This is a genomic window from Methylobacterium sp. 13MFTsu3.1M2 (assembly GCF_900112625.1).
Lineage (GTDB): Bacteria > Pseudomonadota > Alphaproteobacteria > Rhizobiales > Beijerinckiaceae > Methylobacterium.
This window is the reverse complement of the sequence record NZ_FOMM01000026.1, coordinates 73715-100435: the sequence shown is the minus strand read 5'-3', so window position 1 is coordinate 100435 and position 26721 is coordinate 73715. Positions and strand designations below refer to the sequence as shown.

Below are 26721 nucleotides of genomic sequence, written 5' to 3'. Positions count from 1 at the left end.
TGGCTTTCCAGAAGCCGCGCCGCGACCATCGGTTGAAGCGGTTGTAGACCGTGGTCCGCGGGCCGTAGGCGGCCGGGCAATCGCGCCAGCGGCAGCCCGACGTCAGCACGTGCAGGATGCCAGAGATGATCTGCCGGTCGTCCTTGCGCTCGGGTCCGGGCTGATCCTTGGGCATGAACGGTCCGATCACCGCCCATTGCTCATCCGAGAGCCAGAACAGGTCCGCCATCACCGCCTCCAGGCCGCAGAACGGCCGCCTGGAATCACAAAACGACAGACCCCGCAACGGCTTGGTTCGGTTCACACCCTAGGGCGCGTTTCGCCCACGTCAGTAGCCGAAAGGCTCTCGGTTGCGGTGGATGTCGCCTTCCGGAGCCGCAATCCGGGCCCCTCGCCGATCTCCTTAATGAAGGTCACGCCAGCTGCTCTGACGTGGTGGGCCCGGCAGGACTCGAACCTGCAACCAGACCGTTATGAGCGGTCGGCTCTAACCATTGAGCTACAGCCCCCTAGGCCCGGATAGCCGTTGCGGCTTAGCATGCGCAACTCGGGCCGCTGCCACGAAGCAGGGATGGGGTCAGTGCCGCACGGTCGGCACGACGCCCGCGAAAGATGCCATGCCGTCCGCTTCGACCGTCGCGGTGAAGGCCTCGTAAGCCTTACGGTCCGTCGTGAAGGTCTCCTGCCAAGCGGTGCAGCCGCCAGACGACAGATCGATCACCACTAACTGCCAGGGGTCCTGCGTGTCGGCGTAGCGGTAGATCTCGACGTCGACGATCGCACCATCGCGACTGAAAGAGCCCGACAGCGGAGAGTGCTCGAATTCTCGATCCTCATCGTCCACTGACCGCTTCCATTCGCTCTACGGCCTTGCCCACGGCCTCACGCAAGACGGTCGGCCAAGCCACATCATGGTCGTGGAGAAATTGGGCGGCGCTGATGAGGGCCTTAAGCCTCTCCGGACGGGCGGACTCCTCCGCCTCAGACTGCAGGAACTGCTCTGCCAGCGCCGTCGCGAGCCGAAGGATTTCATGGAGCTCATCGGGCTGGGCGTCAGTGTCGCTCACTTCAGGTAGCCCTTCGCCTTCAGGTGCTCGGTAAGGGATTCGCCTATGGCGTCGTGCATCACGGCTTTTTTGCCTCAGCTTTGGCGGCGTCCCGTTCAAGGCGCGCGGCCTTCAGGTGTGCGGTGTTCTGGTCCGCCGCACTGACTGCCGGCTCATCAAAGGCCTTGCTGCCAAACCGGTCCTGCATCTTCGCAAAAGCTGCCTCAGCCTGAATACGCTCTTTGCTGTGGTTGTCTGCCATACGGCAATCCTCAATTCGCTCCCTCTGGAACGTCGCGCTACCACACGCGACGCGACCGGAGCACCAGTTAATGCGCGACCGCGTCATCGCGGAAGCCGCGGGCGTCGAAGATCCGCCGGACGATACCGGTGCGCTTCGCCTCGTCCAGCCACGCCGTAACGCAGGCGAGGGCGGCGGGGCGCCCCTTAGGCACGGCGACGGCGACCTGCGTCTGCTGGAAGCCGCCCGCGACGATCCGGGAACCTGGAACCTGCAGGACCACCGGCCGCAGCGTGTCGCGCGAGAGGGCAATGGCGTCCGCCTGCCCAGCGCGCATGCGCGCGACCGCCTCGGCCACGGACGGGACGGGGAGGGGTTGCGTCCGGGTCAGCGTGCGGGCGGAGGCGCGGAACGTCGTCGTGCCGTCGATAGCCACGACCCGGAGACCCGCCCGATCCACCTGCGCCACGTCGGTGATGCCCGACCCGACGCTAACCAGATAGGTGCTCTCCAGGTCGTAGTAGCCCGGCCCGAAATCGATCACCTGCCGCCGGGCCACGTCGACCGGCATGAAGCTGACATCGATCGCCGCGGCCTCGAGGGCGGCGGCCGCGGCGCCCGAGTTCGGGAACAGGGTGACGGCCAGCGGCAGGCCGACCTGCCGGGCGAGATCCGCGCTCAGATCGGCTGTCACGCCGTCGAGCGCTCCGTCGGCGGCACGGCTGACGAAGATTAGGCCAGCGGACGGCGCCTCAACGAGACCGACTCGGAGCATACCGGTCGGAGCGAGTTCCGCTTTCACGGAGGCATCCTGCACGGGGCTAGCTATCGTCATACCGGCGAGAGGAGCAGAAGCGAGCAGAGAAGTGACGCGCTTTGGGATCGCAGCGGTGACACCTTGGTGACACCGACCATCCCAAGATCAGGGCTGACGCCTGCTAAGCCATTGATAATATTGGCGCACCCGACACGATTCGAACGTGTGACCTTTGCGTTCGAAGGGTTAGCCTAACATGTTTTCCCGTGATTGCTAGAGTTTACTCGTTATTGCCAAACCGCTGCTGCCCCTTGTGAAATTGGCGCGCCGGGCATTTCTCTCGTCTCCGCCGGATGGGCTCGGTTTGCTTCCGCGTGCTTCCGCAGTGCTTCGGCAGAACCGGAGGGGAGGGCATGCCCAAGCTCAGCAAGCGCGTGGTCGAGGCGGCCGAGTCGCAAGGCCGGGACTACTTCTTCTGGTGCGATGAGCTCCCGGGCTTCGGGGTGCGCATCTTCGCATCCGGCCGGCGCAGCTACCTCGTGTAGTACCGCGCCAGCGGGCGGTCGAGGCGCTTCACGATAGGGCTGCACGGCGCCCTGACGGCTGACGAAGCCCGCCGTGAGGCGAAGGGGCTGCTGGGCCAAGTGGCGAAGGGCGAGGATCCGGCGGAGGAGCGCGCCACGCGGCGGGGCTCCATGCAGGTTGCGGGAGCGATGAGTGAGACCGGCCAAGCCTGAGCGATCAGATGGTGGCCGGGAACTCGGGCGCCGCAGCAATGACATGCCGACCCTGCAGGATCACGAACGGTCCCGACGGTACCGAGACGCCCAACGCATCCGGTCGGCTCGCTCACTGGCAGCTCGGCCTGTGCACGGCCCTCATGGACCGCTGCATCGATCGCTTGGGCGACGTCGCCGAGACTGCCCGCCGCGACAGCGAGGCCGACCTGCTCGCCACCGCCGCTGAAGCCCTGAGGACGAGGCTCTGAGACATGGGTGACGAAATTCGCTTCCAGATCCGCTCGAAGCCGGCTCGCATGGAGGAGCAGACGCGCGTCGCGCTGGCGCTCCTGCGGAGCAGGGGTGGGTGGCCCCAGGATTGGGCTCCATTCAATCCGGCGCTGCGTCGTGCCCTGGCACGTGGCGATTGGGCGCCGTTGGGCGCCGGTGTGGCCAAGGACGCGACGGCGCTCGAGCCGAAGCTGGTCAAAGGCCTGGACAGCAAGGAAGGCCTCGATCTCGGCGACGGCACGATGAAGATGCCGGACGGGTCGATCCGGTCAATCGTCCCGGCGGCGCCAGCTGGTGGGATCGGTGGCGGTGGCGGCCGCGGAATGCCCGAACTCCGTGAGCACGTGGCCGAGTTGGGCCGGCACATCGAGCGCTTTGGCCAGTCCGGCTTCCACGCTCAGATCGAAGTGACGGGGCTGCGGCAGGCGGGCCTGCGAGCCACTTCCATGAGGATCAAGGCCCGTGGCGGCCTGAGTGCCGACTTGGGGGTGACTGAGCCCGGCGCCAAGGAAGACATGAGCGACTGGACCTGAGGGCCTCGATCTCTCTCAGACATGTTCAGCAACTATCCTGGAAGCCGGCATATATCCAACGTTCTCCGTCGTCCCAGCATAGATACGCCTTGACTAGGCGTCGTTGTTGCTACGTGAGTCTCAGCCACATACGCAGGAGGCTTCAATGGACGACATTACATCAACCTCGGCTCTGGATCAGAGCAACCTAATCGAGCTCACGGCCGATATCGTGTCCGCTTACGTCTCGAAAAACTCTGTGCCTACGTCCGAAATGCCGGCGCTTCTGTCCGCGATCCACGGCGCGCTCAACGGCTTGAACAACCCCGCCGCTCCGGCCGAGGCTAAGGTCGACCGCGCCACTCCGAGCCAGATCCGGAAGTCGATCAGCAACGACGCGCTGATCAGTTTTGAGGATGGCAAGTCGTACAAGACCCTGAAGCGGCACCTCAAAGGAGTGGGCCTTACCCCGAACGAATATCGGGCGAAGTGGGGCCTGCCGGTCGACTACCCCATGACCGCCCCGAGCTACTCCGAGATGCGCTCGGCCCTGGCGAAGAACACCGGCCTCGGCAACCTGCGCAGGAACGCAGCCCCGAAGGCTGCCGTCACCGACGAGAAAGTTGCGGAGGCGCCCAAGGCCCGGGGCCGGAAGAAGGTGGCCGAGCCTGCGGTCGCGCCGGCCGAGAAGCCTGTCCGCGCTCGCAAGGCGAAGAAGGCTGCTGTCGCCGCGGAGTGAATCTGCCTAGCGCGAGAGCGGTGGGAAGCCGCCAGCCCGCGCGCGGGTCTACCCAGCATCCCTGATGCGATCACCTTGAACCGCCCGGCTCCGGCCGCGGCGGTTTATCTTTTCGGATCTGAGCTTCAAGGATGTCGAAGCTTATCGACCGCATCAGCCAAGATGGGCAGCGGGATCTCATAATCCGCATGCACACCGCCGACATTTGAAGGGTGCCCGCAAAGAAACTCCATTTGGAAGCCAAGAGCTCCCACTTGCGCGTTGAAAGCGCCCCAATTGTTGAGCTCGGGGTGCGCGAGGATGAGCAGTCTCACCGACGGATCGCAGAAGATGACGTTCTGAAGCGCCGATCCATTGGCCGCGACGATGTGGCTGGCTTCCTGGAATATTCGGACTTGCTCCGCAAAGTCGTAGTTCTCGATGATGATAGTCTCGTAGCCCTCTTTCGAAAGCAGCCCCGCGACATCCGTATCGTTCGCGAGACGACGCCACGTGCTGGTCCTGCGCGAGAGGAATATCTTGCGGTGCGGTCCAGACGGCTTCGGGAGTCCCCGCTCAACGCGCGCCTTGATGAAGCGATAAGACTGAGGATTTACCGCGTTCAGCTCATTGGCTTGCATCTGATGCGGCATCAGGTGGACGGGGAAGAAGGTCAGAGGGCAGGAATACAATAGCCTGGCCGCCCGCACCGCTCCCGAACGCGGGAGCCTGTATATGTCGTTCTTCGTGATCAGGCCGAGCAGATCATGATGCGACTGCGGCATGTCATCGTCGACGACGATCGTCGATGTCGCGAAGCTCGCGTGCTGTTCCAGAAATTCAAGCCGCGAGATGTAGTCGGACAGCCAGTGCCCATACGCGTTGCTCGCGACGCCGCACAGCATGACGGCGCGGTCGAGCTCGACGATATCGTATCCGCTGATATCGAGGGCGAAGCTCGTGCCGGACTTTCCGATGACGATCCGATCCGAGGCGTGGAGCACCTTGCGCTCCTGCTGAGGACTGCCGCCGGTCTCATTGAGGGCGCCGCCGCTCGACAGGAGGACGGTGTTGGACCGGGCAAAGAGCGTCGCGTCGATCAAGCTCGGGAAACGAATCGGTTGATCGGGGAGGTGCGTGGTGTTCGGCTCGTGCGGCTGACCGTACAGATGCGGCTGGCCGATCGGCGTCCCCTCCGCGAACCGGAACGCGGGATTTGCGGAACAGTCGGCTGCCGACAGGGTCGACGGATGGACTTGGCGAGCGACGAAGGCGCCAGACCTGACATCGCCGCCGGCGGCGGGTTCGTGCGTCAGTCTGGCGAGGGCGCGTTCGTAGAGCCAGTAGAGCAGTCGCCTGTCCGCGCGGTAGGCGGTGCGGGCGCGGTCCACAATGGTCTCGATGTACCGATCGCGATCCTGCGGCGACTTCGACGCGCCGAACGCCCGCAATAGGACCGGCACCGCCGTCAGGCCTTCGAACGCAGCCTTCGCGCGATCGTGGTCACGGGGGGACAGGCGCGAGAATTCCGCGAGGCACTCCTGCAATCGCAGGACCGACGCCCGTCGCTCCTGCGCAGCGGCGTCGCGTCCGACGCGGCCGCGCACGCCGTGGACTCCGATCAAGGCTTGCGTGGTCGCGTAGCCGAGCAGGTCGCGCACGGCGCCCCCGCGCGCGCAGGATCGACGCATCTGCTCGGCGTAGATGTCCTCGACGTCCGATCGGCGCTTGCCGCGGCAAGCCAGCGCGAGCAGGAGCGCGGGGGAGGCAATCAGCAACGCGGCTTCGAAGCGCTTGCTCAAGGAACGAATGGGTTCTCCCAAACCGTAATCAGCGAAATGTTCTGCCAGATCTACGCCACTCGCAACAACATCTGGATACCGTTCTTGGTAAAACTGCCGGTCCATTAAGGACCGAATAAGAGCAATTTTTGCCCGTCTGAAGACGCCCATCTGTATACCCAGCCAGGACCGCGCTAGCACGATCTTAATGCAGCCCTAGGTGGATATTGCAGTGCTGGCAACAGCCTCAAGTCGACAGCGCTGAGCCTATCGGCCCCGCTGGCACCGCCGCGTGGGGCTATTTCGCGCGCATCAAGCCTTGAGCGCTCACGCGTGGCCTGGATGCATCAACTGACCGAAAACAACCTGTGGTCGGTATTCCGGGCTGGACTCAAGGTTCAGTCCGTCAGACGATTTATCCATGGCCCTGACCCTCGTTCTCGCCGTCGCTGCACCACTTGGCACTGCGGTTGCAGCTGTCCTCTGGTCCGGCCTCGTCGTCCGAGGAATGCATAAACTCCCGGCGTCTCAGGCGAGTAACGATCTGCGCACGTGGTGAAGCCATATGCCCGGCCGGCCAATTGCCGGCGCGGGCTTCTTTGGCCTACATGGCTGGCGCTGAGCAGCTGCGCCCTAATTGCAGGTCAACTTCCGGCCTTCAGCCATGCCGACCTTCCGGTAATGCTCCAGACCGGACTTGATCGCTCGGCCAATGACCGCTCGGCGCACGTCCGGATTGCAGCGCAGATATTCCATCTCGTTGAAAGCGTAGTCACCACGTCCGCCCCGCGAGCCTCGGTCATAGTCCCGATCATAATCGCGGCGGTCACGGTCGCCGTAGCCACGATCGCCGTAGCCCCGATCTCCGTAGCCTCGGTCGCGGGGTCCGTAGTCGCCGCGATCGTAGCCGTAGTCGCGCCCGCCGTATGGCTGTGCGAAGGCCGGAGCGGTTCCGCTGAGTAGCGCCAGGCCAAGGACGGTCGCTGAAATCACCTTCATGTCGTGCTCTCCGTTGTTGCGGGGCGTGAACGCTTTCAAAGATGGGTAGTTCGATTTGCCTGGGCGGGCGTCGGGTCCTCGCTTCCAGCGTCACTACCGTTGGGGGGGCTTGTCTTTCCCTGCTCCTAACCCACTCTCAGTTTCAGGTTTGGCGGGATTACTCCCTTGTCGGTGCCGAGCCTAAGAAGCCCGCCCGGTCCGCCGGCGCGGGCTTTTTCGTGCCTGGAATCCTGGCGCGGGACGGCTCGCCCGCCGGCATCCGCACGACACAGAAACCAAGGCCGGCCATTCTGTCGCCGGGCCGCGTTGCATATCGGCTCCCGCAGGTGAGGCAATCGTATCCCATGCCGCCGCATAGCGAGCCGCTCGCTCCCACCACCCGAGGCGAAAAAGCTGGCCGGCTCGCAGCGAGCGAGATGATCAAGACGCTGAGCCCGCAGACAGGTAGCGTTCAGGGCCTCGTGCGCCGGGTCGAGGAGGTCGGCATCATCGTGGCCCAGGAGCATCTGAAAGCCGGCATGCTGCCCGCTGAAGTCCGGGCTTGGCACATCGGTTTCCAAGCGGGGATGAGCCTCGAGCTCGGAGATTTCATGCGCCGCTTTTGAACAGCCTCCTGACGCTCTCGAACTGATGCCTGCAACATTCCTGAAAGTATCGTCACGCTCAGCTTCCCAGAATAGTTTGGTCATGAAAGTTTCGAAGATATCGAGGCGTGGTTAGATTTTCAGAAAAACCGTCTTAAGAGGTGGGCGAATCCGAATTAGTGCTCAGGTACTAACTGCTCAATGAATCCAGCGCCCGCTGGGATCACCAGCAGGCGCCTTTCCTGTGCGTGCCCGTTGTTGATAGTACGATAGGGCGCCTTGCTCTTATCTCGCCCCGTTACCCGCCGGTATGTCAGCAAGCCCCGCAATCGATCTTCCGCTCGCCGTCGCCTCCTGGCTTTCGCTCGATCGCTGGCTGCACGAGAATAGCCCACCGGTCTCGGGCGCCGCACGGGTCAGCTGAAACCCCTGACCGGTCTTTGCTTTCCGAACGTCGTCCACACCGCTCCACCACGATTCCTCGCGCCGCGGCCGCCGTCGGTTGAAGCGCATCGCCGCCTCAGGCTTGTTCCGTATTCGTTCGCGAGCGGAAGGCCACCAGAATGGGGCGCCTGGCGGATGCGGGGCCCGGTCGGGTCTTCGTCGACTGCGCGGCCTGCAAGCGCTCGGGCCGCTACACCGTCGCCAGCCTGATTGACCGCTATGGGGCCGACACCTCGACGCTCGACCTGCTCCGGCACCTGACAGCCTCGTGCCACTACCAGCGCGCGCCCGGGGCGCCGCCCGCGCGGAAGTACGAGCACCTGTGCCTCGCGGCGATCACGCTGCCGCCAGCGCTCAAGCAAATCCCGCCGGTGCCGCCGGGCCCCCCCTACACGATCGAGATCTGGGACCGGATCGGCGGCAAGCTCGAGTTGCACCTCGCCACGATCTACCCGCTGACCGCGGCGATCGCCGCATTCGAGGCCGCCTGCCTGGAATGGCCGACGAACGAGGTCATCCTGCGGGATCGGGCTCGGATCGTGCGGAAGCGGGAGCTGCCGCCGCGGAGCGCCACCGGGTGACATTCCGGCCTCACACGCGGCCTCGGGCCGCGACAACGGCTTGCCGCCGGAGCATCTACCCTAGAACGGCCGTATGCCGACCGCCACCTACCTCGCGCCGCGCGCTCGCCGCCGAACTCATGATGAGCGAGAGCACCGTGGACGATTACGTCCGACGGGGCCTCCTGCCGCCGCCGATACGCATCTCGCCCAGCTGCGTGCGCTGGCGACCGTGGACGCCATCCTCGGCCCCTAAGAACCCGAGATGGTCGGTTGAGGATCTGAGCCCAGAGGAGCGTGCGGCTTGCGCGATCGAGGCGTCGCGGCAGCCTACGCTTTCGGATCGAGCAGCCGCGGACGGTGTCGCTCGGATACTCGCCGCCTCGAAAGAGCGGTCTCGGCCGACGAGGAAGGCTAAGGGCCGTTCAGCCGCCTAGCGATCACATTTGCGATAACGCGATTTGGGACAGCACCGGCTCGGAAGAACGCACGATGCTTCCGCAGCGCTTCCGCGGCAATCTCTCAACCGCAGGGCTTAGCCCCCTAGGTCATTGAGAAGATTGGCGCACCCGACACGATTCGAACGTGTGACCTTTGCCTTCGGAGGGCAACGCTCTATCCAGCTGAGCTACGGGTGCTGGCCGTGGCCATTCCCTAGCCCAACCACGCCGGGAGCGCAACGGCGCCCGCACCGTCGCGTGCGGACGCGGGCGACGCGGCCAGATCTCCGGCGCGTGTTGCCCCGGCGTCCTTGCCTTCGCGCGCCGTTTCCCGGCCCCTGGGCGGCGGGCAGAGGCGTCGCGGAGCGGGTAGGGGTGGCGGAGACGACGGGCGGCCGGGATCCGCGGGCGAACAATTTCGGGTCCCTGCGCCTCCTGTTCGCGGGCCTGGTGATCCTCGCGCACGCCCCCGAGCTCGTGGACGGGAACCGGTCCCGGGAGTTGCTGACGCAGGTCTTCGGAACCCTGTCCCTGGGGGAGATCGCCGTCGACGGCTTCTTCCTCGTGAGCGGCTACCTGATCACCGCGAGCTACCGCGCCAAGCGCTCCTTCAGCGACTATCTCGCGCGGCGGGCGCTGCGGATCTACCCGGCCTTCGTGGTCGCGTCCCTGCTCTGCATCGCCGTCGTCGCGCCCCTCGGCGGCGGCAACCTCGCGGCCGCCTCGCCGCTCGAGACGCTGCTGCGGCTGTCGTTGCTGCTGATGCCGGTGGTCCCGGGCGCCTTCGCCGAGTTGCCCTACCCGCTGCTCAACGGCTCGATGTGGACCATTCCGTGCGAGTTCGGCTGCTACCTGCTGCTCGGCCTCGTCGGCACCGCCCGCGCCCTGCGCCGCCGCGGGCGCTATCTCGGCCTGCTCGGGGGGCTCGGCAGCCTCCTCGCCCTGCGCTGGCTCTTCCTGCCCGTCGGGCATCCGGGCGACACCCTCGGATCCCTGTCGGAGATGATCCGCCTCACCTTCGTGTTCTGCTGCGGCGGCGCCTTCCGGCTGTTCGCCGACCGGATCGCCTACACGCGGCGCGGCGCGACCCGCGCCGCCCTGCTGCTCCTGCCGCTGATGTTCAGCCGACCGCTGGCCGAGCCGGCCTTCGCGATCCTCGGCGGCTACCTGATCTTCTGGTTCGCCTTCGCGGTGCGCCCCACCGTCCTCAGCCGCGCCACCGCCCAGGTCGACCCGTCCTACGGGCTCTACCTCTACGCGTGGCCGGTGCAGAACCTGCTGGTCGCGCGGATCCCCGGCATCTCGCCCTGGACGGTCGCCGCCCTAGCCCTCGCGGCCGCCATCCCGCTCGGCCTGCTGAGCTGGTACCTGATCGAGCGGCCGATGCTCCGGTTCAGGCCGGGACCGGGCGGCGCGCCGCCGGAGCCCGGCCCGATCCCGGCGGCCGGGGCCGCCCTCGGGGCCTAGCGCCGGAACACCCGCGGTGGCGCCGGTAACCGGCGCCACCGCGGCGCGTTCTCGATGGACCATCGGGACGCGGCCGCGGAGGCGGGACATGACGCAGGCTCTGGATCGCGCGACGCTCGACCGGCTGGTCGCCCTCGGCCGCGACCGGGGCCTCCTCACCGCCGACGATCTGCGCGCCGCGCTGCCCGTCGAGCGGATGGACGTCGACGCCCTGGTCCTCGTGATGCTGGAGCTGGAGGCGGCGGGCGTGAGCGTCGAGCCGGAGGCCTTCGGCCCCCCGACGGACCGGGCGATCCCGGTCTCGGTCGCCCTCCCGGCGCCGCAGCCCGGCACGCCGCCGGTCCGGGCCGCGGAGGCGGGGCAGGGCGCGGCCTTCGCGCCGCCCGCATCCGCCGCGCCGGCCGCCCCGGAGCCGATCCCGGACGACGGCGCCGATGCCGGCCGGGCTGTCCTCCTGGCAGGCCTGGCGACCGTGCTGATCCTCGGCGCCCTGCTCCTGATGCTGTGAGCCACCGGCGCGGAACGCTTCGGGCCGCGGCCCCGTTGGCGAGAGCCGGCCGGTGACGGCCCCGAGGATTCTCGTATCCATGCGTCAGACCCCGGACGGAACCCTCGCCCTGCTGATCGCGGCCCTGCGCGAGGGCACGGCGCATGTCGAGGCGCTGCTCACGCTGGCGCGGACGGAGGTCGACGGCAATTTCCGGGCGATCGTGTCGCTGATCGCCATCATCGGCACGATCCCGGTGCTGCTGATCGTCACCTTCTTCCTCGGCCTCGACGCCGTGGTGAAGCTGCTGGCCGTGCCGTTCGGTGCCGAGGCGCCGGCCGCGCTGATCGTCGCCGCGCCGTTCCTCGTCATAGCGCTCGGCCTCGGCTGGATGGGCGCCCGCCGGATGGCGCTCTCGAACCTCGAGCCCTGGCGGACGTGGCGGCAGGTGAAGCGCGACGTCCGGGAGGTGACGCGCGCCGGCGCGTGATATCTGGACCGGAAAACCCAAAGATATCAACGTATTGCAGAGGAATGCTCGCGCGCACTCTGAGCGCGAGTCGACCGCGCGCGACGCGCGGCGTGCGGAGGAGCGCGTTCAACCGATCTGCCAGGATCCGTGCTCAAAGCTCTGCTCTGACGACTGAATCCGCCCGAGCCGGTCTGCACCTAGCCCGTCGGCGCCAGCATGGTGCCGAGACCCGGATCGAGCGGGACGTCGAGGCGGCAGCGCAGGCCCTCGACCTCGAAGGCGAGGTCGACGGTGCCGGCGAGTTCGCGCCGCACGCCGCCGGCGATCAGCCGCGTCCCGAAGCCCACCCGGGTCGGCGCCCGCACCGGCGGGCCGCCGCGCTCCTCCCAGCTGAGCCGCAGGCGCCGCTCCCCGGCCGCGCCGGCGGCGAGCGACCACGCCACCCGGACGCGGCCCTCGCGGACCGAGAGGGCGCCGTACTTGGCCGCGTTGGTGGTCAGCTCGTGGACCGTCATGCCGAGGGCCAGCACCTCGCGGGGGCTCAGCGACACGTCCGGCCCGTCCAGGCGGATCTGGTCGTCGCCGGTCCGGTAGGGTCCGAGCTCGCTCTTCAGCACCTCGCGCAGGGGGGCCCCGCTCCAGTCCTCGCGGGTCAGGAGGTCGTGGGTCTTCGACAGGGCCAGGATCCGCGCCTCCAGGACCTCCGCGGAGCCGCGGGACTGCCGGGCGAGGGCCTGGACGGTGGCCAGGGTATTCTTCACCCGGTGGTTCAGCTCGTGCAGCATCGTGCCCTGCTGCGCCTGCAGGGCGCGCCCGCGCTGGATCTCCGCGCGCAGCTCGGCGGTGTTGCGCTGGAGGGTGCCGGCCATGGCGTCGAGCTTGCTGCCGAGCCGGTCGAACTCCGCGGCCCCGCGCAGGCCGGTGCGGGCGGCGAGGTCGCCGGCCTGCCACGCCGCCGCGGTGCGCAGGAGCCGGTCGACCGGGCGCCGGATGAACACCCGCCCGGCCACGAGGGCGGCGGCGAGCGCCAGGGCCGCCCCCAGGGCGATCAGGATCAGCCCGCGGCGGGTGGCGGCGTCGATATCCGCGAAGGCGGTGGCGTAGTCGCGCCCGACGACGACGCGCACCCCGGCCAGCGGGCCGTCCGGCATCGCGGTAGCGATGATCCGCTTCCGGCCGTCGAGGCCGGCGGCGACGCGGACGTCGCTGCCCTGGGCCTCCAGCATGGCGGCCCGGTCGGGCGGGATCGGCCTGCCGATCCAGGCCGCCTCGTCCGGGCGGCGGGCGATGATCAGGCCGTCCCGGTCCGTCACGGTGATCGCCGTCTCGGGCTGATGGAGCGCCTGCTCCAGGTGATCGGAGAGCCAGTCGAGGTCGACGGCGGCGAGCAGGACGCCCGCCGGGGCCCCCGCCGACTCGCCGACATGAACGGCCCGGGCGAAGTGGATCGACGGCCGCTTCGTCTGGAAGCCGACCGCGTAGCCGCCCACCGCGTAGCCGCCCCGCTCCAGGGCGCGGCGGTGATAGGCCCGGCCGCGGCTCGAGTACGAGCCCGCGGGCGCGCCGGCGCTGTCGCAGATCACGGCCCCGTCGGGCTCGGTGAGGGCGATCAGCAGCACGTGCGGCAGCCGCGCGGCAGCCCGCCGCAGGTAGGCGGTGCAGGCCGCCGGCTCCCGCACCTGCACGGTGGCATCCTCGGAGATCAGGTCGAGGGCCTGCTGCATCCGCTCGGAGATCTGGGCGAAATCCTCCGCGACGTCCCGCGCGGTGGCGCGGGCGTCGGCCCGCACGGCCGCGTCGCGGCTCGCCCGCAGGGCGACCTCGTTGTAGCCCTGGATCGCCAGCGCCGGGGCGAGGGCGAGCAGGACGAGCAGCAGGATGCGGGTCGTCAGCGACAGTGGCATCGGCGGTCAGTCGCGACCGGCTATCGGCGCGGGCGCCCGCGCGGCCAGGGTCTCCACGGAGCACGGCTCGGTGATCATCCGCATCCCCGATTCGAGTCCGCAGGTGGCGAAGGTCGCGTTCTCGGCGGAGCCGGTGATGACCTGGACCCTCGGATCCGGCCGTCGCGGCCACCGGGCAGGCCGCCATGGCCGACCAGCAGCCCGGCCGCCGCGTCCGCGCCCATGGGGCGCCGCCGGATCGGGCGGATGCGATCGGCGCGCGCGGGGGCGGATTCGAGGGCCGGACGCCGTCTCATGTCGGCGTTGTTGCAGAACCGGTCGGCCCTTGCCAGTGCGCCGCGCGGTCGGGGCGGCGGGAGCGTGGGCCGGCTCGCCTCAGCGCCCCCGGGGCCGGCCGGCCTCCGGACGCAGGTGCAGGAAGCTGCGCTCGCCGGTCGCGGCCTCGGCCACGTGCTGGATCGTGTCGAGCAGATCGGACACGGCCCGCGGCCCGGCCGGCCGGAAGCCCGCCCTCGGCTCGACCCAGCGTCCCTGCGTGCGGTCCGCGGCGATCTGCGCCTCGCTCAGCGCGTCGAAATCCCGGCGTCGGGTCATGGCTCAGCCCTCCGCCGGGGACTCTGTCGGGGGCATGGTTGACGAAAGGTTAACGCCGGATCCGGCGGGGCGGCGCGTCGCGAATACCCGCCGGCTTGATCCTCGGCACAGGCCTCTCTAAACAGCGAAAACCGAGGTAAATCAATAGATTAATGTGATTATAAACTGCGGTCTCCGGACCGGCCCGGATCGCGGCACCGGTCGAGGTACGGCGTGCGGGGGGCGATGACCGGTTCCGCCGGACCCGCCATCGGCACCCGGGTCGTCGACACCCTGGCAGCCCTGCGGCCGCTGGCGCCGTTCTTCTGCCTGTACGTGACCTTCGGGGCGACGCTCGGCTTCCTGTCCGGCGGGGCGCCGCTGATCCTGCGGGCGCGGGGCGTGGAGCTGGCCGAGGTCGGGCTGCTGCAGCTCATCAACCTGCCGGTCGGGCTCACCTTCCTGTGGGCGCCCCTGCTCGACCGGCTCCGCCTGCCGATCCTCGGCCACCGGATCGGCTGGATCGCGGCCGCGCAGGCCGCCTCGGTGCTCCTGCTGGTCGTCCTGAGCCTCGGCGAGGCTTGGCCGCTCCCGGCGCTGCTCGCCCTGGCGATCGCCGCCTGCGCCTGCGTGGCGACCATGGACATCGCCCTCGAGGCCCTTGTGGTCGAGACCGTGCCGGCGGAGCGGCGCGCCTTCGTGGCCTCGGCCAAGCTGTGCGGCGCCTCCCTCGGCGGGATCCTGGGGGTCGGCGTGCTGGTCGGCTCCTACGACAGCCTGGGCTGGCGCGGGGCGGTCCTGTCCTGCGCGGCCCTCGACGCCCTCTGCCTGCTGCCGATCCTGGGCTACCCGGAGTCGCGCCTGCGCGAGACCCGGAGCGCCGGTGCCGGCACCGCGGCCGGTGCGGGCCCGGAACGCTGGTCGGACTCCCTGGCGCGGCTGCGCCGCCTGGGCGGTCGCGTGCTGGTGCTCGGCGCCTACTTCGCCGCCTCCTACCTCGTGGGCGGGCCCAACACCCTGGCGCTCCTCGATCTCGGCGTCCCGCTCGGGCAGGTCGGCACGCTCACCGGCACCGTGCTCCCGGCCGTGAACCTCGTCATGGCGCTGGCGGCCGGATGGCTGGCCGCGCGGTTCGGCACGGTCCGGCTGATCGCCGTGGGGGCCCTCGGCGTCCTGGCCTCCGGGGGCCTGATGGTCGTCGCCTGCGCGGGCCGGGTGCCGGATCTCGGCATCACCGCCGCCGTGCTGGGCTTCGTCGCGGGCGGGTTCCTGGGCGTGCCGGTCTTCAACATGATCTACCGCTGGGCCCAGGGGCCGAAGCCCGCCACCGACTACGCGCTCCTGTTCGGCGCCGCCTTCTTCGCCGCGATGCCGCTGCGGGTGGCGGCCCCGGCGCTCGCCGGCTGGATCGGCTGGCCGGGCTACTTCGCCACCACCCTGCCGCTCTACGCCGCCGCGGTGGCGTGGCTCGCCGTCGCCGTGGACCGGACCCTGCGCGACGACGGGGCGGCGCGATGATCGCCGAGGTCGCCGCCCAGGTTCCCGACACGCTCGCGGCCTACCGGCACGGGGTCGCCGAGGGCCCAGGCGGCCCGGACGCGCTGCCCCTCGGCGCCCTGCGGGACGAGGCCGTGTTCGACGCGACGCTGGCCGCCTTCGGGGCCGGGTTCGGCGCGGAGTTCCGGACCGCCGACCCGCGGGTCCAGGTCTCCTACTGGAGCCAGTTCTACCTCGCGGCCCTGGCGACGCCGGCGCTGACCGCCCTGGTGCGCCTCGGCCGGCCGCTGCCGCTCGCCTTCGACGCGGTCAGCCTCGAGCTCGACGCGGCCGGCCGGCCGCGCCGCTTCCGCCTGCCCGCGGACGGGCCGGCCCGCGCGGCCTGCCCGGCGCCCGGCCTGACCGGGCTGGTGGAGGCGCATCTGCGCCCGTTCGTCGAGCTCTGCCACGCCCGGTGCGGGATCGCCCCCAGGGTCCTCTGGGGCAACGCCGCGGTGATCCTCGACTACGTCGCCCGGGAACTCGGGGACCCGCTCGCCGGGCTGGCTGGGGACGGGGAGGGGGCCGGCACCACCTGCGCGAGCGCCTGTACCACCACCTGCCCTACCGCCCGCGCCGCCGCCCGCGCCGCCGCCTGTGACGACGTCGCGGCCTGCCTCGGATGGCGCGCCGGCCCCGGCTGCGCTAGGAGCCCGCTCGAGAGTCCTCTTGCGCAGGCGCTCTGCCCGGGACCTTCGGGCTGCCGGCGGCGGCGCGTCTGCTGCCTGCGCCACCGCCTGCCGGGGGTGCCGTCCTGCGGCGCGCTCTGCCCCGTCGAGTGCGCCGCCCAACGTTGATCCGAGCCGCGCGATGCTGAAGGCCTTCCTCGCCTATTACCGGCCGTACCGGACGCTGTTCCTGGTCGATTTCGGCTGCGCGGTGCTGTCGGGCCTGCTGGAGCTCGGCTTCCCCATCGCCGTGAAGGGCTTCATCGACAGCCTGCTGCCCCGGCAGGACTGGGGCCTGATCCTGCTCGCCGCGGCCGCGCTGGCGCTGGTCTACGTCGCCAATGCCGGCCTGATGGTGGTGGTCACCTACTGGGGCCACGTGCTCGGCATCAACATCGAGACCACGATGCGGGCGCGGGCCTTCGACCACCTGCAGAAGCTCTCCTTCCGCTTCTACGACGGCCAGAAGACCGGCCACCTCGTGGCCCGGGTGACCAAGGACCTGGAGGAGATCGGCGAGGTCGCCCATCACGGGCCCGAGGACCTGTTCATCGCCGTGATGACGCTGTTCGGCGCCTTCGCGCTGATGCTCTACGTCCACGCGCCGCTGGCGCTGATCACCGCGGCGATCCTGCCGCTGATCGCCTTCGTGTCGATCCGCTACGGCGGCCGCATGACCCGCAACTGGCAGGCCCAGTACGGCCGGGTCGGCGCCTTCAACGCGCGGATCGAGGAGAATGTCGGCGGGATGCGGGTGGTGCAGGCCTTCGCCAACGAGCCCCACGAGCGCGCCCTCTTCGCCCTCGACAACGCCCGCTACCGGGACACCAAGCTCGAGGCCTACCGGCTGATGGCGGCCGGCCTGTCGATCAACTACCTGGGCCTGCGCCTCGTCCAGATCGCGGTGCTGCTCGGCGGCGCCGCCTTCGTGGTCCGGGGCGACCTGACGCCCGGGGGCTTCGTGGGCTTCCTGCTGCTGGTGGGCGTGTTCTACCGGCCGCTGGAGAAGATCGGCGCCGTGGTCGAGACGTACCCGAAGGGGGTCGCGGGCTTCCGCCGCTACCAGGAACTGCTGGCCACCGAGCCCGACATCACCGACCGGCCCGGCGCCCGCGCGGTCGGCGCCCTGCGCGGCGACATCCGTTTCGAGGGGGTGGGCTTCGGCTACGGGCCCGGCCGCCCGGTCTTCGCCGGCCTCGACCTCGCGGTGGCGGCCGGCGAGACGGTGGCGTTCGTGGGTCCCTCGGGGGTCGGCAAGACCACCCTCTGCGCCCTGCTGCCGCGCTTCTACGAGGTCGAGGCGGGCCGCATCACCGTCGACGGGATCGACATCCGCGACATCACCCTGGCGAGCCTGCGCCGCCAGATCGGCATCGTGCAGCAGGACGTGTTCCTGTTCGCCGGCACGATCCGCGAGAACATCGCCTACGGTCGCCTCGACGCCGCAGAGGCCGAGATCGACGCCGCCGCGCGGCGCGCCCGTCTCGGCGGGCTGATCGACAGCCTGCCGGAGGGCCTCGACACCGTGGTGGGCGAGCGCGGCGTGCGCCTGTCGGGCGGCCAGAAGCAGCGCATCGCCATCGCGCGGGTCTTCCTCAAGAACCCGCCGATCCTGATCCTCGACGAGGCGACCTCAGCGCTCGACACCGAGACCGAGCGGGAGATCCAGCGGGCGCTCGCCGAGCTCGCCCGCGGGCGCACGACCCTGGTGATCGCCCACCGCCTCGCCACCATCCGGGACGCCGACCGCATCGTGGTCCTGGGGGAGGGCGGGGTCGCCGAGGAGGGCCGGCACGCGGCTCTGCTCGCCGCCGGCGGCCCCTACAGCCGCCTGCACGCGGCGCAGTTCGGGCGCGGCGAAGCCGGCGCGGGCGTCCTCGCGGCGGAGTGAGAGCCGGCCTCGCTAGGGTGCCGCCGGCGCGCTCGACTCGCGCACGACGAGGCGCGCGGGGAACAGCGTCTGGGCGAGGTCGTCCGGCGGCCGCGTCCCCTCGATCAGTTCGACCAGCGTCGCGAAGGCGGACCGGACCATGTCGAGCACCGGGACATCGACCGAGGTCAGGCTCGGGATCGCGTAGGCCCCCTGGCTGAAGTTGTCGAAGCCGACGACGCGGATCTCCGCGGGGACCCGCACGCCGCCCTCGTGCAGCGCCCGCAGCACGCCGAACGCCACCCGGTCGCTGGCGGCCACGACGGCGTCCGGCCGGGCGCCGGGTCCGGCCTCCAGGAGAGCCCGCGCGGCCCGGTAGCCGCCCGCGGCGGTCCCGTCGCAGGAGATCACGAGGGCGTCGCGCAGGGGCAGCCCCGCCTCCGCGAGGGCATCCCGGTAGCCGCGGAACCGCTCGGTGGCGGCGGCGGGCCGGCGCGCGTCGCCCGCGAGCAGGCAGATCGACCGGCTCCCCGCCGCGATCAGGTGGCGGACGGCCCCGTGGACCGCGTCGCGCTCCGCCAGCGCGACGTAGTGCGTGCCGGGCACCTCCAGGCCGAACACCACGAACGGGCATCGCTTGGCCTGGAGCAGGCCGATCAGCGGGTCGTCCCGATCCTCGGCGAAGACCACGAGGCCGTCGACCCGGGCCTCGCTGACGAGGCCGGCGATCCGGCCCGGGCCGTCCGGGTCGTCGGCGCGGCGGCAGCGGTGGACCAGGGTGTAGCCCTGCCGGTCGGTGACGGTGCCGAAGGTCCGGAGGACGTGGCCGTGATCGGCCGTCTCCCCCGGGCGGCCCCCGTCGGCGGCGGGCTCCGGCGCCGGAGCGAACACGCAGGCGATGCTGCGACTGGGCTTCTTGCGCAGGGACCGGGCGGCGAGGCTGGGCACGAAGTCCAGGTCGCGCATGGCCGTCTCGATGGTCTCGCGCGTGGTCCGGGCGACCTTCTGCGGGTGGTTCAGGACCAGCGAGACCGTCTGGAAGCTCACGCCGGCCCGTCGGGCGACGTCCTTGATCGTCGTCTGGCCCATCGTCACCTCGAGAGCCGGTCCGGATGGCCGCGCCCCCCGCGCGACGCTGCCTCGTTCGGTGCGCCAATCTAGATCTGTATCGATCGGAGATAAAGCCGCGGGCCGGGCGGCGAAGACGGCGTATGCCCGCGCAAAGGCTGCGCAGGACCGGTCATTCGCGCGCGAAATCCGATCCATCCTGCGGTTTCTCGGTGCCCCGATCCCGCCGTTCGGACGGCCCGCCGGGCAGGAACCTTGTCCCCCCTGTGCGGTTCGCCGGGCAGCACCTCAAGCGATGATCGGGGCGTCGGGTGCCTCACCCAATCCGGATGCCACTCCCATGATGCACCGTCGCATGCACAGACGCGCTCTCCTCACCACGATGCTGGGCGCCACCGCGGCCCTGGCGGTCACCCGCACAGCCCTCGCGCAGGTCACACCGGCCGGCGTGATTCCGACCGGCGCCTATCTCCAGATGGCCACCGGCGGCGGGCTGTTCCTGGAGAACACGGCCCGCGACGCCCACGCGAAGACCACCAATCCCGCCGTCAAGAAGTTCGCCCGCGCGGAGGTGGTCGAGCAGGTGAACCTCGCCCGCAAGATCAGCGCCTACACGGGCGGCGCCCCGATCCCGGGCCCGGCCGCGGCGGGCCCGGGTGGCCTGATCGGCGGCCTCGTCGCGGCGCCGGTGGCGGTGGCCGGCACGGCCGTGAATGCGGCGGGCAGCGTCGCCGGCAGTGTTGCGGGCGGTGTGATCGGCGGACCGGCTCCGGCCCAGGGCATGACCACCGACGCGCAGAAGGCGCAGATCCTGGCGCAGCTCAGCGCCATGCCGCCGGGGCCGCAATATGATGCCACCTTCGTGAACGCCTCGCTCCAGGGCCATCAAGAGGCGCTGAGCATCCACGGCGCCTACGCCCGGTCGGGCGAGGATCCCGGCCTGTGCGCGATCGCCCGCGGCGCCCTGCCGCTGATCAACCTGCACATCGCCCGGCTCGACCGGATGCAGGCGATGATGGGCGCTCAGCCGGGGTGAGCGGCCGGACGACGGGGTCGGTGCGCCGCGCGGCGCACCGGCCTCCTCGCGGTTGTCTCGTAGTTGTCTCGCAATTGTCCCACCGGCCTCGAACAGGACCCCGTCAGCCGGCCCGATCGCGCAGGCGCCGCACCAATCTGAGCAGCACGCCGCGGATATGGGATCGAAGCTGGGTGTTTTCTGCCATGGGACGCCGTTCGAAGCGCCGGATCGCGGCGCCTCGAGAAACACATCCCTTGGACGGACCGTTGCTACGTAAAAAGCGGGATCGTTGCCGCGGCCGAGCCGCAGAACCACCCTCCAAGGACGTAGCCCGTGGCCCGGATCGACGGCGCCCCGCGGCCCATATGATGGGACCGGATCGTCGACAGCACGCTCCTGATGTGCGCGCGCAGCTTGTCCTTGCGGAGCGCGGCCGTCTCGGCGCACGGGTCGGGCGGGTTGGCGGAGGTCGACATGTCACGGGGCCCCGGCTCAGGCGCGCCACCGCTCCGGGCCGTCGGACGACGGCGGGGGGACGCTTGAGATTCTTGTACTTGATAACGTGAGCGGAATCTCGGGCGGACGGCGCAGATCCGAGCAAACTCCATGTTTTAGATGCATTAAGGTTTATCCGACCGAAGACCTTTCCCAGTCGTGTATCGCACTACGTAGAGATATCCGGACGATCGCCGCGGGGCTGCAGCAGGGGGGAGGTCGGTGTCCGAGCGCTTCTACTTCGACCTCGAGAGCGGCGAGGAGACGATCCGGGACGACGACGGCGTGGAGGTCGGCAGCCTGGCCGAGGCCATGGCCGAGGCGCGCAGCGTCATCGCCGAGATGGCCGACGAGGTCTGCGCGGCCGATCCCGACCGGTCCTGGAGCTTGGTCGTGCGCGACGCCGCCGGGCACGCCCGCCACCGGCTGCCGATCCGGCGGTAGCGCCCGACAAGAAGCCCGCCGCGGCCTGGCCGGGCGGGCTTGAAGGTGATCTCGTCTCGGAGAAGGCCCGACCGTAGACCCGGCACGGGGCGACCGCATCCCCCATCCGGAGGACGCCGACGCACGATCCCGCGACCGCAGGCCCGCGACTGCCGACCCGCGACCGCCCGCCGCGGCAGCTCGGACGCCGGAGGACCCGCCCCGCTGGAGGAAAGATCTGCGCAGGGGACTCACGTCCTCGGCGCCGGGTCGGTCAGCCCGCGAAGGCGCGGGGCGGCAGGCCGGCGACGCCGACGTCGAGCTCGAACAGCGCGCCGGCCTCCGGCACGTGCTCGGCCCCCCGCGCCGCCGAGGTGACGAACAGCCGGTCGAGGCCGGGACCCGCGAAGGCGCAGCTCGTGATGTTGGGGACGGGCAGGGGGATCGCGCGCAGCAGGCGCCCCGCGGGATCGAAGCGGCTGAGCCGGCCGCCGCCCCAGTGGGCGATCCACAGGCAGCCCTCTTCGTCCGTGGTCATGCCGTCGGGCCAGCCCCAGTCGTCGGGGAAGCGGAGGAAGGGCCGCTTGCCCGTCAGCGCCCCGTCGGCGGCGAGGTCGAAGGCGTAGACCGTCCGGGCGGCGCTGTCGCTGTGATAGAGGATCCGGCCGTCGCGGCTGAAGGTCGGCCCGTTGGCGACGCCGTAGCTGGTATCCATCCGCCGCCACGTCAGGTCCGGGTCGAGCCGATGCAGGGCGCCCGACACCACGGTCTCGGCCTGGTGCATGCTCCCGGCCCAGATCCGGCCGGCGCCGTCGACCTTGGCGTCGTTCAGGCGGTTGTCGGGATCGTCGGGCTCGGGGTCGCCGATCGGCGCGAGGCGGTCCGCCTCCAGGTCGTAGGTCGCGAAGCCGCTCTTCAGCCCGACGACGAAGTCGCGCCGGCCCGCGCGGGGGATGATCCAGCCGAGCGGTTCCGGGAACGGGCGCGCGCCCACGGCCCCGTCGGCGAGGTCCAGCCAGTTCAGGGCCGGCGCCTCGATATCGACCCAGAACAGCACGCCCCGCTCCGGAACCCAGACCGGGCCCTCGCCGAGCCGATCGCGCCCGGGCCGGTCGAGGATGCGGATCCGTGGGTCCATGGCGGGCTCCCCGATCTGGCCGACGCTCAGGCGCCGGCCGGCCGCGCTGCGGCGCCGGTCCGGCAACCCCAGAGCGCGTAGAACAGGACGTAGAGCTCGCAGGCGGCGGTGATCAGGAAGGAGTGCTGCAGCCCGTACCGGTCCGCCGCCCAGCCCTGCACCACCACCAGCGACCCGCCCGCGATCGCCATGATCAGCAGCCCGGCGCCCTCCTCGGTGAGCGGACCGAGGCCGCGGATGCCCAGGGTGAAGATCGTCGGGAACATGATCGCGTGGAACAGGCCGACCGAGATCAGCGCCCACAGGGCGAGGTGGCCGGTCGCGAAGGTCGCCACCAGCATCACCGCGCAGGCGCCGATCGCCGCGCCGGCCAGCACGGTCTGGGCCGGGCGCCGCTGCATCAGGTAGCTGCCGACGAAGCGGCCGACCATCATGCCGCCCCAGAGCAGGAACAGGTAGCGCGAGGCCTGGGCGTGGGTCAGGTCGCCGATCTCGGGCTGCGACACGAAGTTGATGAACAGGTTCGACACCCCGATCTCGGCGACCAGGTAGATGAAGATCGCCGGCACGCCGAGCACGAGGTTGCGGTGGCGCCAGAGCGACAGGCCGGCGCGCTCGGCCCTGGCGGCCCGGGCGGTGGTACCGCCGGAACCGCTGATGGCGGGCAGCGGGAAGCGGGCGATGACCGCGGCGAGGACGACGAGCACCACCGCCACGATCAGGTAGGGCAGCTGCACCGACTGCGCGTCGGCCAGGCGCTCGGCCGGGGTCAGGGTGGCCCCGGCGGCGGCGTTGCCCGAGGCCGAGCGGCCGAGGATCAGGTAGCCCCCGAACAGCGGCGCCAGGGTCGTCCCGAGGGAGTTGAACGCCTGCACGAGGTTGAGCCGCGCCGGGGCGCTCTCGGCCGGGCCGACCACCGCCACGTAGGGGTTCGCGGCGACCTGCAGGAGGGTGATGCCGCTGGCGATCACGAACAGGGCCGTGAGCGTGATTGCGTAGGAGACCCGGTGGGCGGCCAGGATCATCCCGAGCGTGCCCAGCGCCATGATGCCCAGTCCCGTCACCAGGGCGCGCTGGTAGCCGACGCGCTCGATCAGCTTGGCCGCCGGGATCGAGGCGACGAAGTAGGCGATGAACCAGACGGACTCGATCAGCGTGGTCTGCGTGTAGTCGAGGTCGAATACGCTGCGCAGGTGCGGCAGCAGCGTGTTGTTGATGACCGTGATGAAGCCCCACATGAAGAACAGGCTCGCCAGCAGCGACAGGGCCGGGCGGTAGCCGCCCCGGTCGCGCGCGGCCTCCGCCCCCGTCCGGGGCGCCGCGGTCCCCGCGGTCGCGATCGGTCCTGCCATCCGGCGTTGTCCTCTGCCTCTCGGGCCACCTTGTCGGGGTCCTGTGTTGTTCCTTTTATTTGTCTGAGTATATATCGGGTTCGCGGACGTCAACCGCGAGTCCCGTCGCGGTCCGGCGCACGACCGGCGCGGCGGGCGGAATCACGAAGGGGGAGAGCGCGATGCGTGGAGTGGGATCCCTGGCGCTGTGCGCCTGTGCGGCCCTGCCGGGCCTGACGCCGGCACCGGCCCGGGCGGCCGAGCCGACCCGGGCGGTGTTCGGCACGCTGCCGGACGGCCGGACGGTGGAGGAGGTGACGCTGACGAACGGCAAGGGCGTCACGGCGCGGATCCTGTCGTGGGGGGCGCTCCTGCGGAGCCTCGACGTGCCGGACCGCTCCGGCAAGGCCGCGGACGTCGTGCTCGGCTACAATGACCTCGCCTCCTACCTGGCCAAGGGCAACTATTTCGGCGCGAGCGTCGGGCGCTACGCCAACCGCATCCGCGCCGGGCGCTTCACCCTCGACGGCCGGACCTACACGCTGGCCACCAACGACGGCCCGAACGCCCTGCACGGCGGCGCGTCCGGCTTCGACAAGCAGCTCTGGACGATCACCGCGGTCAAGGGCGGCGCGGCCCCCTCGGTCACCCTGCGCTACGTCAGTCCGGACGGCGAGGAGGGCTATCCCGGCACGCTGACGGCGACCGCCACCTACGCGCTGGACGACACGAACACCCTCACGGTCACCTACGAGGCGACGACCGACAAGCCGACGATCGTCAACCTGACCAACCACAGCTTCTTCAACCTCGCGGGCGAGGGCTCGGGACGCTCGATCCTCGACCAGATTCTGACCATCCCGGCGGAGCGCTTCACGCCGGTCGACGCCACCCTGATCCCGACCGGGGAACACCTGCCGGTGGCCGGCACGCCCTTCGACTTCCGCGAGCCCGCGGTGATCGGCGCGCGGATCCGCGACGGGCAGGACGCGCAGATCGTGCGCGGGCGCGGCTACGACCACAACTGGGTCGTGACCGACGCGCCCACGGCCGAGCCGCACCCGGTGGCGCGGGTCGAGGATCCGGGATCGGGCCGCGTCCTCGACGTGGCGAGCAACCAGCCCGGCCTCCAGTTCTACGCCGGCAACTTCCTCAACGGGACCGCGGTCGGTAAGTCCGGCCTTGCCTACCGCCAGTCGGACGCCCTGGCGCTGGAGCCGGAGCTCTTCCCCGACACGCCGAACCAGGCGGCCTTCGGCTCGGCCCGGCTCGATCCCGGCAAGACCTACCGGAACGTGATCACCTACCGCTTCTCGACCAGCCCCGCCCACCGGACCCAGAAATGACCGACCGACCGATTGCACGGCCCCTGCGCTCGCGCGCGTGGTTCGACAACCCCGACAATATCGACATGACGGCGCTCTACCTGGAGCGCTACCTAAACTTCGGCCTCAGCCTTGAGGAGCTGCGCTCGGGCAAGCCGATCATCGGCATCGCTCAGACCGGCTCGGACCTGTCCCCGTGCAATCGCCACCACCTCGTCCTCGCGGAGCGGATCCGCGAGGGCATCCGCGAGGCGGGCGGGATCGTCCTCGAATTCCCCGTCCACCCGATCCAGGAGACCGGCAAACGGCCGACCGCCGGCCTCGACCGCAACCTCGCCTATCTCGGGCTCGTGGAGCTGCTCTACGGCTACCCCCTCGACGGGGTCGTGCTGACCACGGGCTGCGACAAGACCACCCCGGCCTGCCTGATGGCGGCCGCCACCGTGAACATCCCGGCCATCGCCCTGTCGGTGGGGCCGATGCTCAACGGCTGGTTCAAGGGCCAGCGCACCGGATCCGGCACGATCGTCTGGAAGGCCCGCGAGATGCTGGCGGCCGGCGAGATCGACCACGACGGCTTCATCAAGCTGGTGACCTCGTCGGCGCCCTCGACCGGCTTCTGCAACACGATGGGCACCGCCACCACGATGAACACGCTGGCCGAGGCGCTCGGCATGATGCTGCCCGGCTCGGCCGCGATCCCGGCGCCCTACCGCGACCGGCAGGAGGCCGCCTACCTGACGGGCAAGCGCGTCGTCGCCATGGTGGCCGAGGACCTGAAGCCCTCCGACATCCTGACCCGCGACGCCTTCCTCAACGCCATCGCGGTCAATTCCGCGATCGGCGGCTCGACCAACGCGCCGATCCACCTCGCGGCGATCGCCCGCCACATGGGGGTCGCGCTCGACATCGCGGACTGGCAGACCCACGGCCTCGACGTGCCGCTCCTCGTCAACCTGCAGCCGGCGGGCGCCTATCTCGGCGAGGATTACTACCGCGCCGGCAGCTTGCCCGCGGTGGTGGCGCAGCTCATGCGCCGCGGCCTGATCCGCGAGGGCGCGCTGACGGTGAACGGGCGCACCCTCGGCGACAATTGCCGCGGCGCCGCGATCGAGGACGAGGACGTGATCCGGCCGATCGACCGGCCGCTCAAGGAGGCGGCGGGCTTCCTGGTCCTGCGCGGCAACCTGTTCGACGCCGCGGTGATGAAGACCAGCGTCATCGGCGCGGAGTTCCGCAGCCGCTACCTGTCGAACCCGGAGGATCCGGACGCCTTCGAGGGTCCCGTCGTGGTGTTCGACGGGCCGGAGGATTACCACGCCCGGATCGACGACCCGAGCCTCGGCATCACCGAGGAGACCCTGCTGGTCATGCGCGGGGCCGGGCCCGTGGGCTACCCGGGGGCGGCCGAGGTGGTGAACATGCGCCCGCCCGCGCAGCTGATCCGGGCCGGCGTGCACGCGCTGCCCTGCCTCGGCGACGGGCGCCAGTCCGGCACCTCCGGCTCGCCGTCGATCCTCAACGCCTCGCCCGAGGCGGCGGCCGGCGGCGGCCTCGCCCTCCTGCGCACCGGCGACCGGGTGCGGATCGACCTGCGCCGCGGCACCGCCGACATGCTGGTCGACGCCGACGAGATCGCGCGGCGGCGCGCGGCCCTGGAGGCGGCGGGCGGCTACGCCTATCCGGCCTCGCAGACCCCCTGGCAGGCGATGCAGCGCGCCGCGGTGGGGCAGATGCACACCGGGGCCATCCTGGAGGGCGCCGAGGCGTTCCAGCGCATCGCGCAGACGCGGGGCGTGCCGCGCGACAACCACTGAGGCCGCTGAGGCCACTGGGGCCACTCGGGCGATGTCC

General features: G+C 70.4%; 26 protein-coding genes, 2 tRNA genes and 1 pseudogene. 15 read left to right on the top strand and 14 right to left on the bottom strand.

What is annotated here, in order from left to right; translation table 11 throughout:
• The 6 genes from BM314_RS23955 to BM314_RS23935 all read right to left on the bottom strand — a co-directional run.
• The coding region (locus tag BM314_RS23955; protein ID WP_139237875.1) for a transposase at window positions 1-229 on the bottom strand (229 nt) is incomplete at its 3' end.
• 204 nt (window positions 230-433) lie between these two features.
• Window positions 434-509: transfer RNA gene (locus tag BM314_RS23950), tRNA-Ile, on the bottom strand.
• Between the two features lie 68 nt (window positions 510-577).
• Window positions 578-844 carry a hypothetical protein gene (locus tag BM314_RS23945; protein ID WP_091980695.1) on the bottom strand — a complete coding sequence of 89 codons (267 nt, stop codon included), beginning with the start codon at window positions 842-844 and terminating at the stop codon, window positions 578-580.
• The gene (locus BM314_RS23940) at window positions 834-1067 is read right to left on the bottom strand and encodes a hypothetical protein (RefSeq protein ID WP_091980693.1); all 234 of its coding nucleotides are present in this window, start codon (window positions 1065-1067) and stop codon (window positions 834-836) included. Before BM314_RS23940 ends, BM314_RS23945 begins: the two co-directional genes overlap by 11 nt.
• Before the next feature lie 58 nt (window positions 1068-1125).
• Window positions 1126-1308, bottom strand: coding sequence for a hypothetical protein (locus BM314_RS30015; protein ID WP_107353643.1), 183 nt, complete (start codon window positions 1306-1308; stop codon window positions 1126-1128).
• A gap of 67 nt (window positions 1309-1375) precedes the next feature.
• A complete protein-coding gene (locus BM314_RS23935) occupies window positions 1376-2062 on the bottom strand; it encodes a transporter substrate-binding domain-containing protein (RefSeq protein ID WP_091980691.1) in 687 nt (228 codons plus the stop codon).
• 395 nt (window positions 2063-2457) lie between these two features.
• Between BM314_RS23935 and BM314_RS23930 the strand changes: the two are divergent.
• The 3 genes and pseudogenes from BM314_RS23930 to BM314_RS23915 form a co-directional block, all read left to right on the top strand.
• Window positions 2458-2721, top strand: a pseudogene (locus BM314_RS23930) (Arm DNA-binding domain-containing protein); the annotation flags it as partial.
• A 314-nt stretch (window positions 2722-3035) separates the two neighbouring features.
• Window positions 3036-3587 carry a hypothetical protein gene (locus tag BM314_RS23920; protein WP_244540020.1) on the top strand — a complete coding sequence of 184 codons (552 nt, stop codon included), beginning with the start codon at window positions 3036-3038 and terminating at the stop codon, window positions 3585-3587.
• A 145-nt stretch (window positions 3588-3732) separates the two neighbouring features.
• Complete coding sequence (locus BM314_RS23915; RefSeq protein WP_091980687.1) at window positions 3733-4305, top strand: Ros/MucR family transcriptional regulator; 573 nt, start codon at window positions 3733-3735, stop codon at window positions 4303-4305.
• 125 nt (window positions 4306-4430) lie between these two features.
• Here BM314_RS23915 and BM314_RS23910 read toward each other — a convergent pair whose 3' ends face one another.
• Window positions 4431-6086: a glycosyltransferase family 61 protein gene (locus BM314_RS23910; RefSeq protein ID WP_170868165.1), complete on the bottom strand. Its 1656-nt coding sequence runs from the start codon at window positions 6084-6086 to the stop codon at window positions 4431-4433.
• A 612-nt stretch (window positions 6087-6698) separates the two neighbouring features.
• The gene (locus tag BM314_RS23905) at window positions 6699-7064 is read right to left on the bottom strand and encodes a hypothetical protein (protein ID WP_091980683.1); all 366 of its coding nucleotides are present in this window, start codon (window positions 7062-7064) and stop codon (window positions 6699-6701) included.
• A 416-nt stretch (window positions 7065-7480) separates the two neighbouring features.
• Here BM314_RS23905 and BM314_RS23900 point away from each other — a divergent pair, with 416 nt between their 5' ends.
• Both BM314_RS23900 and BM314_RS23895 read left to right on the top strand, forming a co-directional pair.
• Entirely contained in the window at window positions 7481-7669 is a 189-nt protein-coding gene (locus tag BM314_RS23900) for a hypothetical protein (RefSeq protein ID WP_091980681.1), read from the top strand.
• A gap of 542 nt (window positions 7670-8211) precedes the next feature.
• Complete coding sequence (locus tag BM314_RS23895) at window positions 8212-8673, top strand: hypothetical protein (protein WP_091980678.1); 462 nt, start codon at window positions 8212-8214, stop codon at window positions 8671-8673.
• A 540-nt stretch (window positions 8674-9213) separates the two neighbouring features.
• On the opposite strand, the gene BM314_RS23890 is transcribed toward BM314_RS23895, so the two are convergent.
• Window positions 9214-9290, bottom strand: a tRNA-Arg gene (locus tag BM314_RS23890).
• A gap of 177 nt (window positions 9291-9467) precedes the next feature.
• Here BM314_RS23890 and BM314_RS23885 point away from each other — a divergent pair.
• The 3 genes from BM314_RS23885 to BM314_RS23875 all read left to right on the top strand — a co-directional run bounded on the left by BM314_RS23885 (window position 9468) and on the right by BM314_RS23875 (window position 11536).
• Complete coding sequence (locus BM314_RS23885) at window positions 9468-10559, top strand: acyltransferase family protein (RefSeq protein ID WP_091980676.1); 1092 nt, start codon at window positions 9468-9470, stop codon at window positions 10557-10559.
• A gap of 88 nt (window positions 10560-10647) precedes the next feature.
• The gene (locus BM314_RS23880; RefSeq protein WP_091980673.1) at window positions 10648-11067 is read left to right on the top strand and encodes an RNA polymerase sigma factor region1.1 domain-containing protein; all 420 of its coding nucleotides are present in this window, start codon (window positions 10648-10650) and stop codon (window positions 11065-11067) included.
• A gap of 79 nt (window positions 11068-11146) precedes the next feature.
• Window positions 11147-11536, top strand: a complete 390-nt coding sequence (locus tag BM314_RS23875; protein WP_091980671.1) for a phage holin family protein — start codon at window positions 11147-11149, stop codon at window positions 11534-11536.
• A gap of 179 nt (window positions 11537-11715) precedes the next feature.
• Here BM314_RS23875 and BM314_RS23870 read toward each other — a convergent pair whose 3' ends face one another.
• Both BM314_RS23870 and BM314_RS23865 read right to left on the bottom strand, forming a co-directional pair.
• Window positions 11716-13422 carry a sensor histidine kinase gene (locus BM314_RS23870; RefSeq protein ID WP_091980669.1) on the bottom strand — a complete coding sequence of 569 codons (1707 nt, stop codon included), beginning with the start codon at window positions 13420-13422 and terminating at the stop codon, window positions 11716-11718.
• 375 nt (window positions 13423-13797) lie between these two features.
• A complete protein-coding gene (locus BM314_RS23865) occupies window positions 13798-14016 on the bottom strand; it encodes a hypothetical protein (protein ID WP_020094759.1) in 219 nt (72 codons plus the stop codon).
• 225 nt (window positions 14017-14241) lie between these two features.
• Here BM314_RS23865 and BM314_RS23860 point away from each other — a divergent pair, with 225 nt between their 5' ends.
• Genes BM314_RS23860 through BM314_RS23850 form a run of 3 tightly spaced genes read left to right on the top strand, consistent with a single transcriptional unit; the run spans window position 14242 to window position 18090 of the window.
• Window positions 14242-15513, top strand: a complete 1272-nt coding sequence (locus tag BM314_RS23860) for an MFS transporter (protein WP_091980666.1) — start codon at window positions 14242-14244, stop codon at window positions 15511-15513.
• Window positions 15510-16328 carry a siderophore-iron reductase FhuF gene (fhuF, locus tag BM314_RS23855; RefSeq protein WP_091980663.1) on the top strand — a complete coding sequence of 273 codons (819 nt, stop codon included), beginning with the start codon at window positions 15510-15512 and terminating at the stop codon, window positions 16326-16328. Before BM314_RS23860 ends, fhuF begins: the two co-directional genes overlap by 4 nt.
• 13 nt (window positions 16329-16341) lie before the next feature.
• Complete coding sequence (locus BM314_RS23850) at window positions 16342-18090, top strand: ABC transporter ATP-binding protein (protein WP_091980661.1); 1749 nt, start codon at window positions 16342-16344, stop codon at window positions 18088-18090.
• A gap of 12 nt (window positions 18091-18102) precedes the next feature.
• Here the strand turns inward: BM314_RS23850 and BM314_RS23845 are convergent, their stop codons facing one another.
• The gene (locus BM314_RS23845; protein WP_091980659.1) at window positions 18103-19158 is read right to left on the bottom strand and encodes a LacI family DNA-binding transcriptional regulator; all 1056 of its coding nucleotides are present in this window, start codon (window positions 19156-19158) and stop codon (window positions 18103-18105) included.
• A 334-nt stretch (window positions 19159-19492) separates the two neighbouring features.
• On the opposite strand from BM314_RS23845, the gene BM314_RS23840 reads away from it, so the two are divergent.
• The gene (locus BM314_RS23840; protein ID WP_091980704.1) at window positions 19493-20173 is read left to right on the top strand and encodes a DUF4142 domain-containing protein; all 681 of its coding nucleotides are present in this window, start codon (window positions 19493-19495) and stop codon (window positions 20171-20173) included.
• A gap of 699 nt (window positions 20174-20872) precedes the next feature.
• On the top strand, window positions 20873-21094 hold the full coding sequence (locus BM314_RS23830) for a DUF6894 family protein (RefSeq protein WP_091980657.1): 222 nt from the start codon (window positions 20873-20875) through the stop codon (window positions 21092-21094).
• Between the two features lie 253 nt (window positions 21095-21347).
• On the opposite strand, the gene BM314_RS23825 is transcribed toward BM314_RS23830, so the two are convergent.
• Window positions 21348-22211 (bottom strand): SMP-30/gluconolactonase/LRE family protein, encoded by an 864-nt coding sequence (locus BM314_RS23825; protein WP_091980702.1) that lies wholly within the window; start codon window positions 22209-22211, stop codon window positions 21348-21350.
• 26 nt (window positions 22212-22237) lie between these two features.
• On the bottom strand, window positions 22238-23563 hold the full coding sequence (locus BM314_RS23820; protein ID WP_091980655.1) for a sugar MFS transporter: 1326 nt from the start codon (window positions 23561-23563) through the stop codon (window positions 22238-22240).
• Window positions 23564-23724: 161 nt separating this feature from the next.
• Here BM314_RS23820 and BM314_RS23815 point away from each other — a divergent pair, with 161 nt between their 5' ends.
• Window positions 23725-24888 carry an aldose epimerase family protein gene (locus tag BM314_RS23815; protein WP_170868164.1) on the top strand — a complete coding sequence of 388 codons (1164 nt, stop codon included), beginning with the start codon at window positions 23725-23727 and terminating at the stop codon, window positions 24886-24888.
• Window positions 24885-26684, top strand: coding sequence for an IlvD/Edd family dehydratase (locus BM314_RS23810; RefSeq protein WP_020094770.1), 1800 nt, complete (start codon window positions 24885-24887; stop codon window positions 26682-26684). Before BM314_RS23815 ends, BM314_RS23810 begins: the two co-directional genes overlap by 4 nt.
• Window positions 26685-26721: the final 37 nt, after the last annotated feature.

Coding starts and splice junctions, on each gene's coding strand:
- BM314_RS23850 (WP_091980661.1), top strand. CDS start 16,342: ATGCTGAAGGCCTTCCTCGCCTATTACCGGCCGTACCGGACGCTGTTC.
- fhuF (WP_091980663.1), top strand. CDS start 15,510: ATGATCGCCGAGGTCGCCGCCCAGGTTCCCGACACGCTCGCGGCCTAC.
- BM314_RS23865 (WP_020094759.1), bottom strand. CDS start 14,016: ATGACCCGACGCCGGGATTTCGACGCGCTGAGCGAGGCGCAGATCGCC.
- BM314_RS23895 (WP_091980678.1), top strand. CDS start 8,212: ATGGGGCGCCTGGCGGATGCGGGGCCCGGTCGGGTCTTCGTCGACTGC.
- BM314_RS23815 (WP_170868164.1), top strand. CDS start 23,725: ATGCGTGGAGTGGGATCCCTGGCGCTGTGCGCCTGTGCGGCCCTGCCG.
- BM314_RS23825 (WP_091980702.1), bottom strand. CDS start 22,211: ATGGACCCACGGATCCGCATCCTCGACCGGCCCGGGCGCGATCGGCTC.
- BM314_RS23840 (WP_091980704.1), top strand. CDS start 19,493: ATGCACAGACGCGCTCTCCTCACCACGATGCTGGGCGCCACCGCGGCC.
- BM314_RS23880 (WP_091980673.1), top strand. CDS start 10,648: ATGACGCAGGCTCTGGATCGCGCGACGCTCGACCGGCTGGTCGCCCTC.
- BM314_RS23900 (WP_091980681.1), top strand. CDS start 7,481: ATGATCAAGACGCTGAGCCCGCAGACAGGTAGCGTTCAGGGCCTCGTG.
- BM314_RS23915 (WP_091980687.1), top strand. CDS start 3,733: ATGGACGACATTACATCAACCTCGGCTCTGGATCAGAGCAACCTAATC.
- BM314_RS23860 (WP_091980666.1), top strand. CDS start 14,242: ATGACCGGTTCCGCCGGACCCGCCATCGGCACCCGGGTCGTCGACACC.
- BM314_RS23845 (WP_091980659.1), bottom strand. CDS start 19,158: ATGGGCCAGACGACGATCAAGGACGTCGCCCGACGGGCCGGCGTGAGC.
- BM314_RS23875 (WP_091980671.1), top strand. CDS start 11,147: ATGCGTCAGACCCCGGACGGAACCCTCGCCCTGCTGATCGCGGCCCTG.
- BM314_RS30015 (WP_107353643.1), bottom strand. CDS start 1,308: ATGGCAGACAACCACAGCAAAGAGCGTATTCAGGCTGAGGCAGCTTTT.
- BM314_RS23905 (WP_091980683.1), bottom strand. CDS start 7,064: ATGAAGGTGATTTCAGCGACCGTCCTTGGCCTGGCGCTACTCAGCGGA.
- BM314_RS23920 (WP_244540020.1), top strand. CDS start 3,036: ATGGGTGACGAAATTCGCTTCCAGATCCGCTCGAAGCCGGCTCGCATG.
- BM314_RS23870 (WP_091980669.1), bottom strand. CDS start 13,422: ATGCCACTGTCGCTGACGACCCGCATCCTGCTGCTCGTCCTGCTCGCC.
- BM314_RS23810 (WP_020094770.1), top strand. CDS start 24,885: ATGACCGACCGACCGATTGCACGGCCCCTGCGCTCGCGCGCGTGGTTC.
- BM314_RS23935 (WP_091980691.1), bottom strand. CDS start 2,062: ATGCTCCGAGTCGGTCTCGTTGAGGCGCCGTCCGCTGGCCTAATCTTC.
- BM314_RS23820 (WP_091980655.1), bottom strand. CDS start 23,563: ATGGCAGGACCGATCGCGACCGCGGGGACCGCGGCGCCCCGGACGGGG.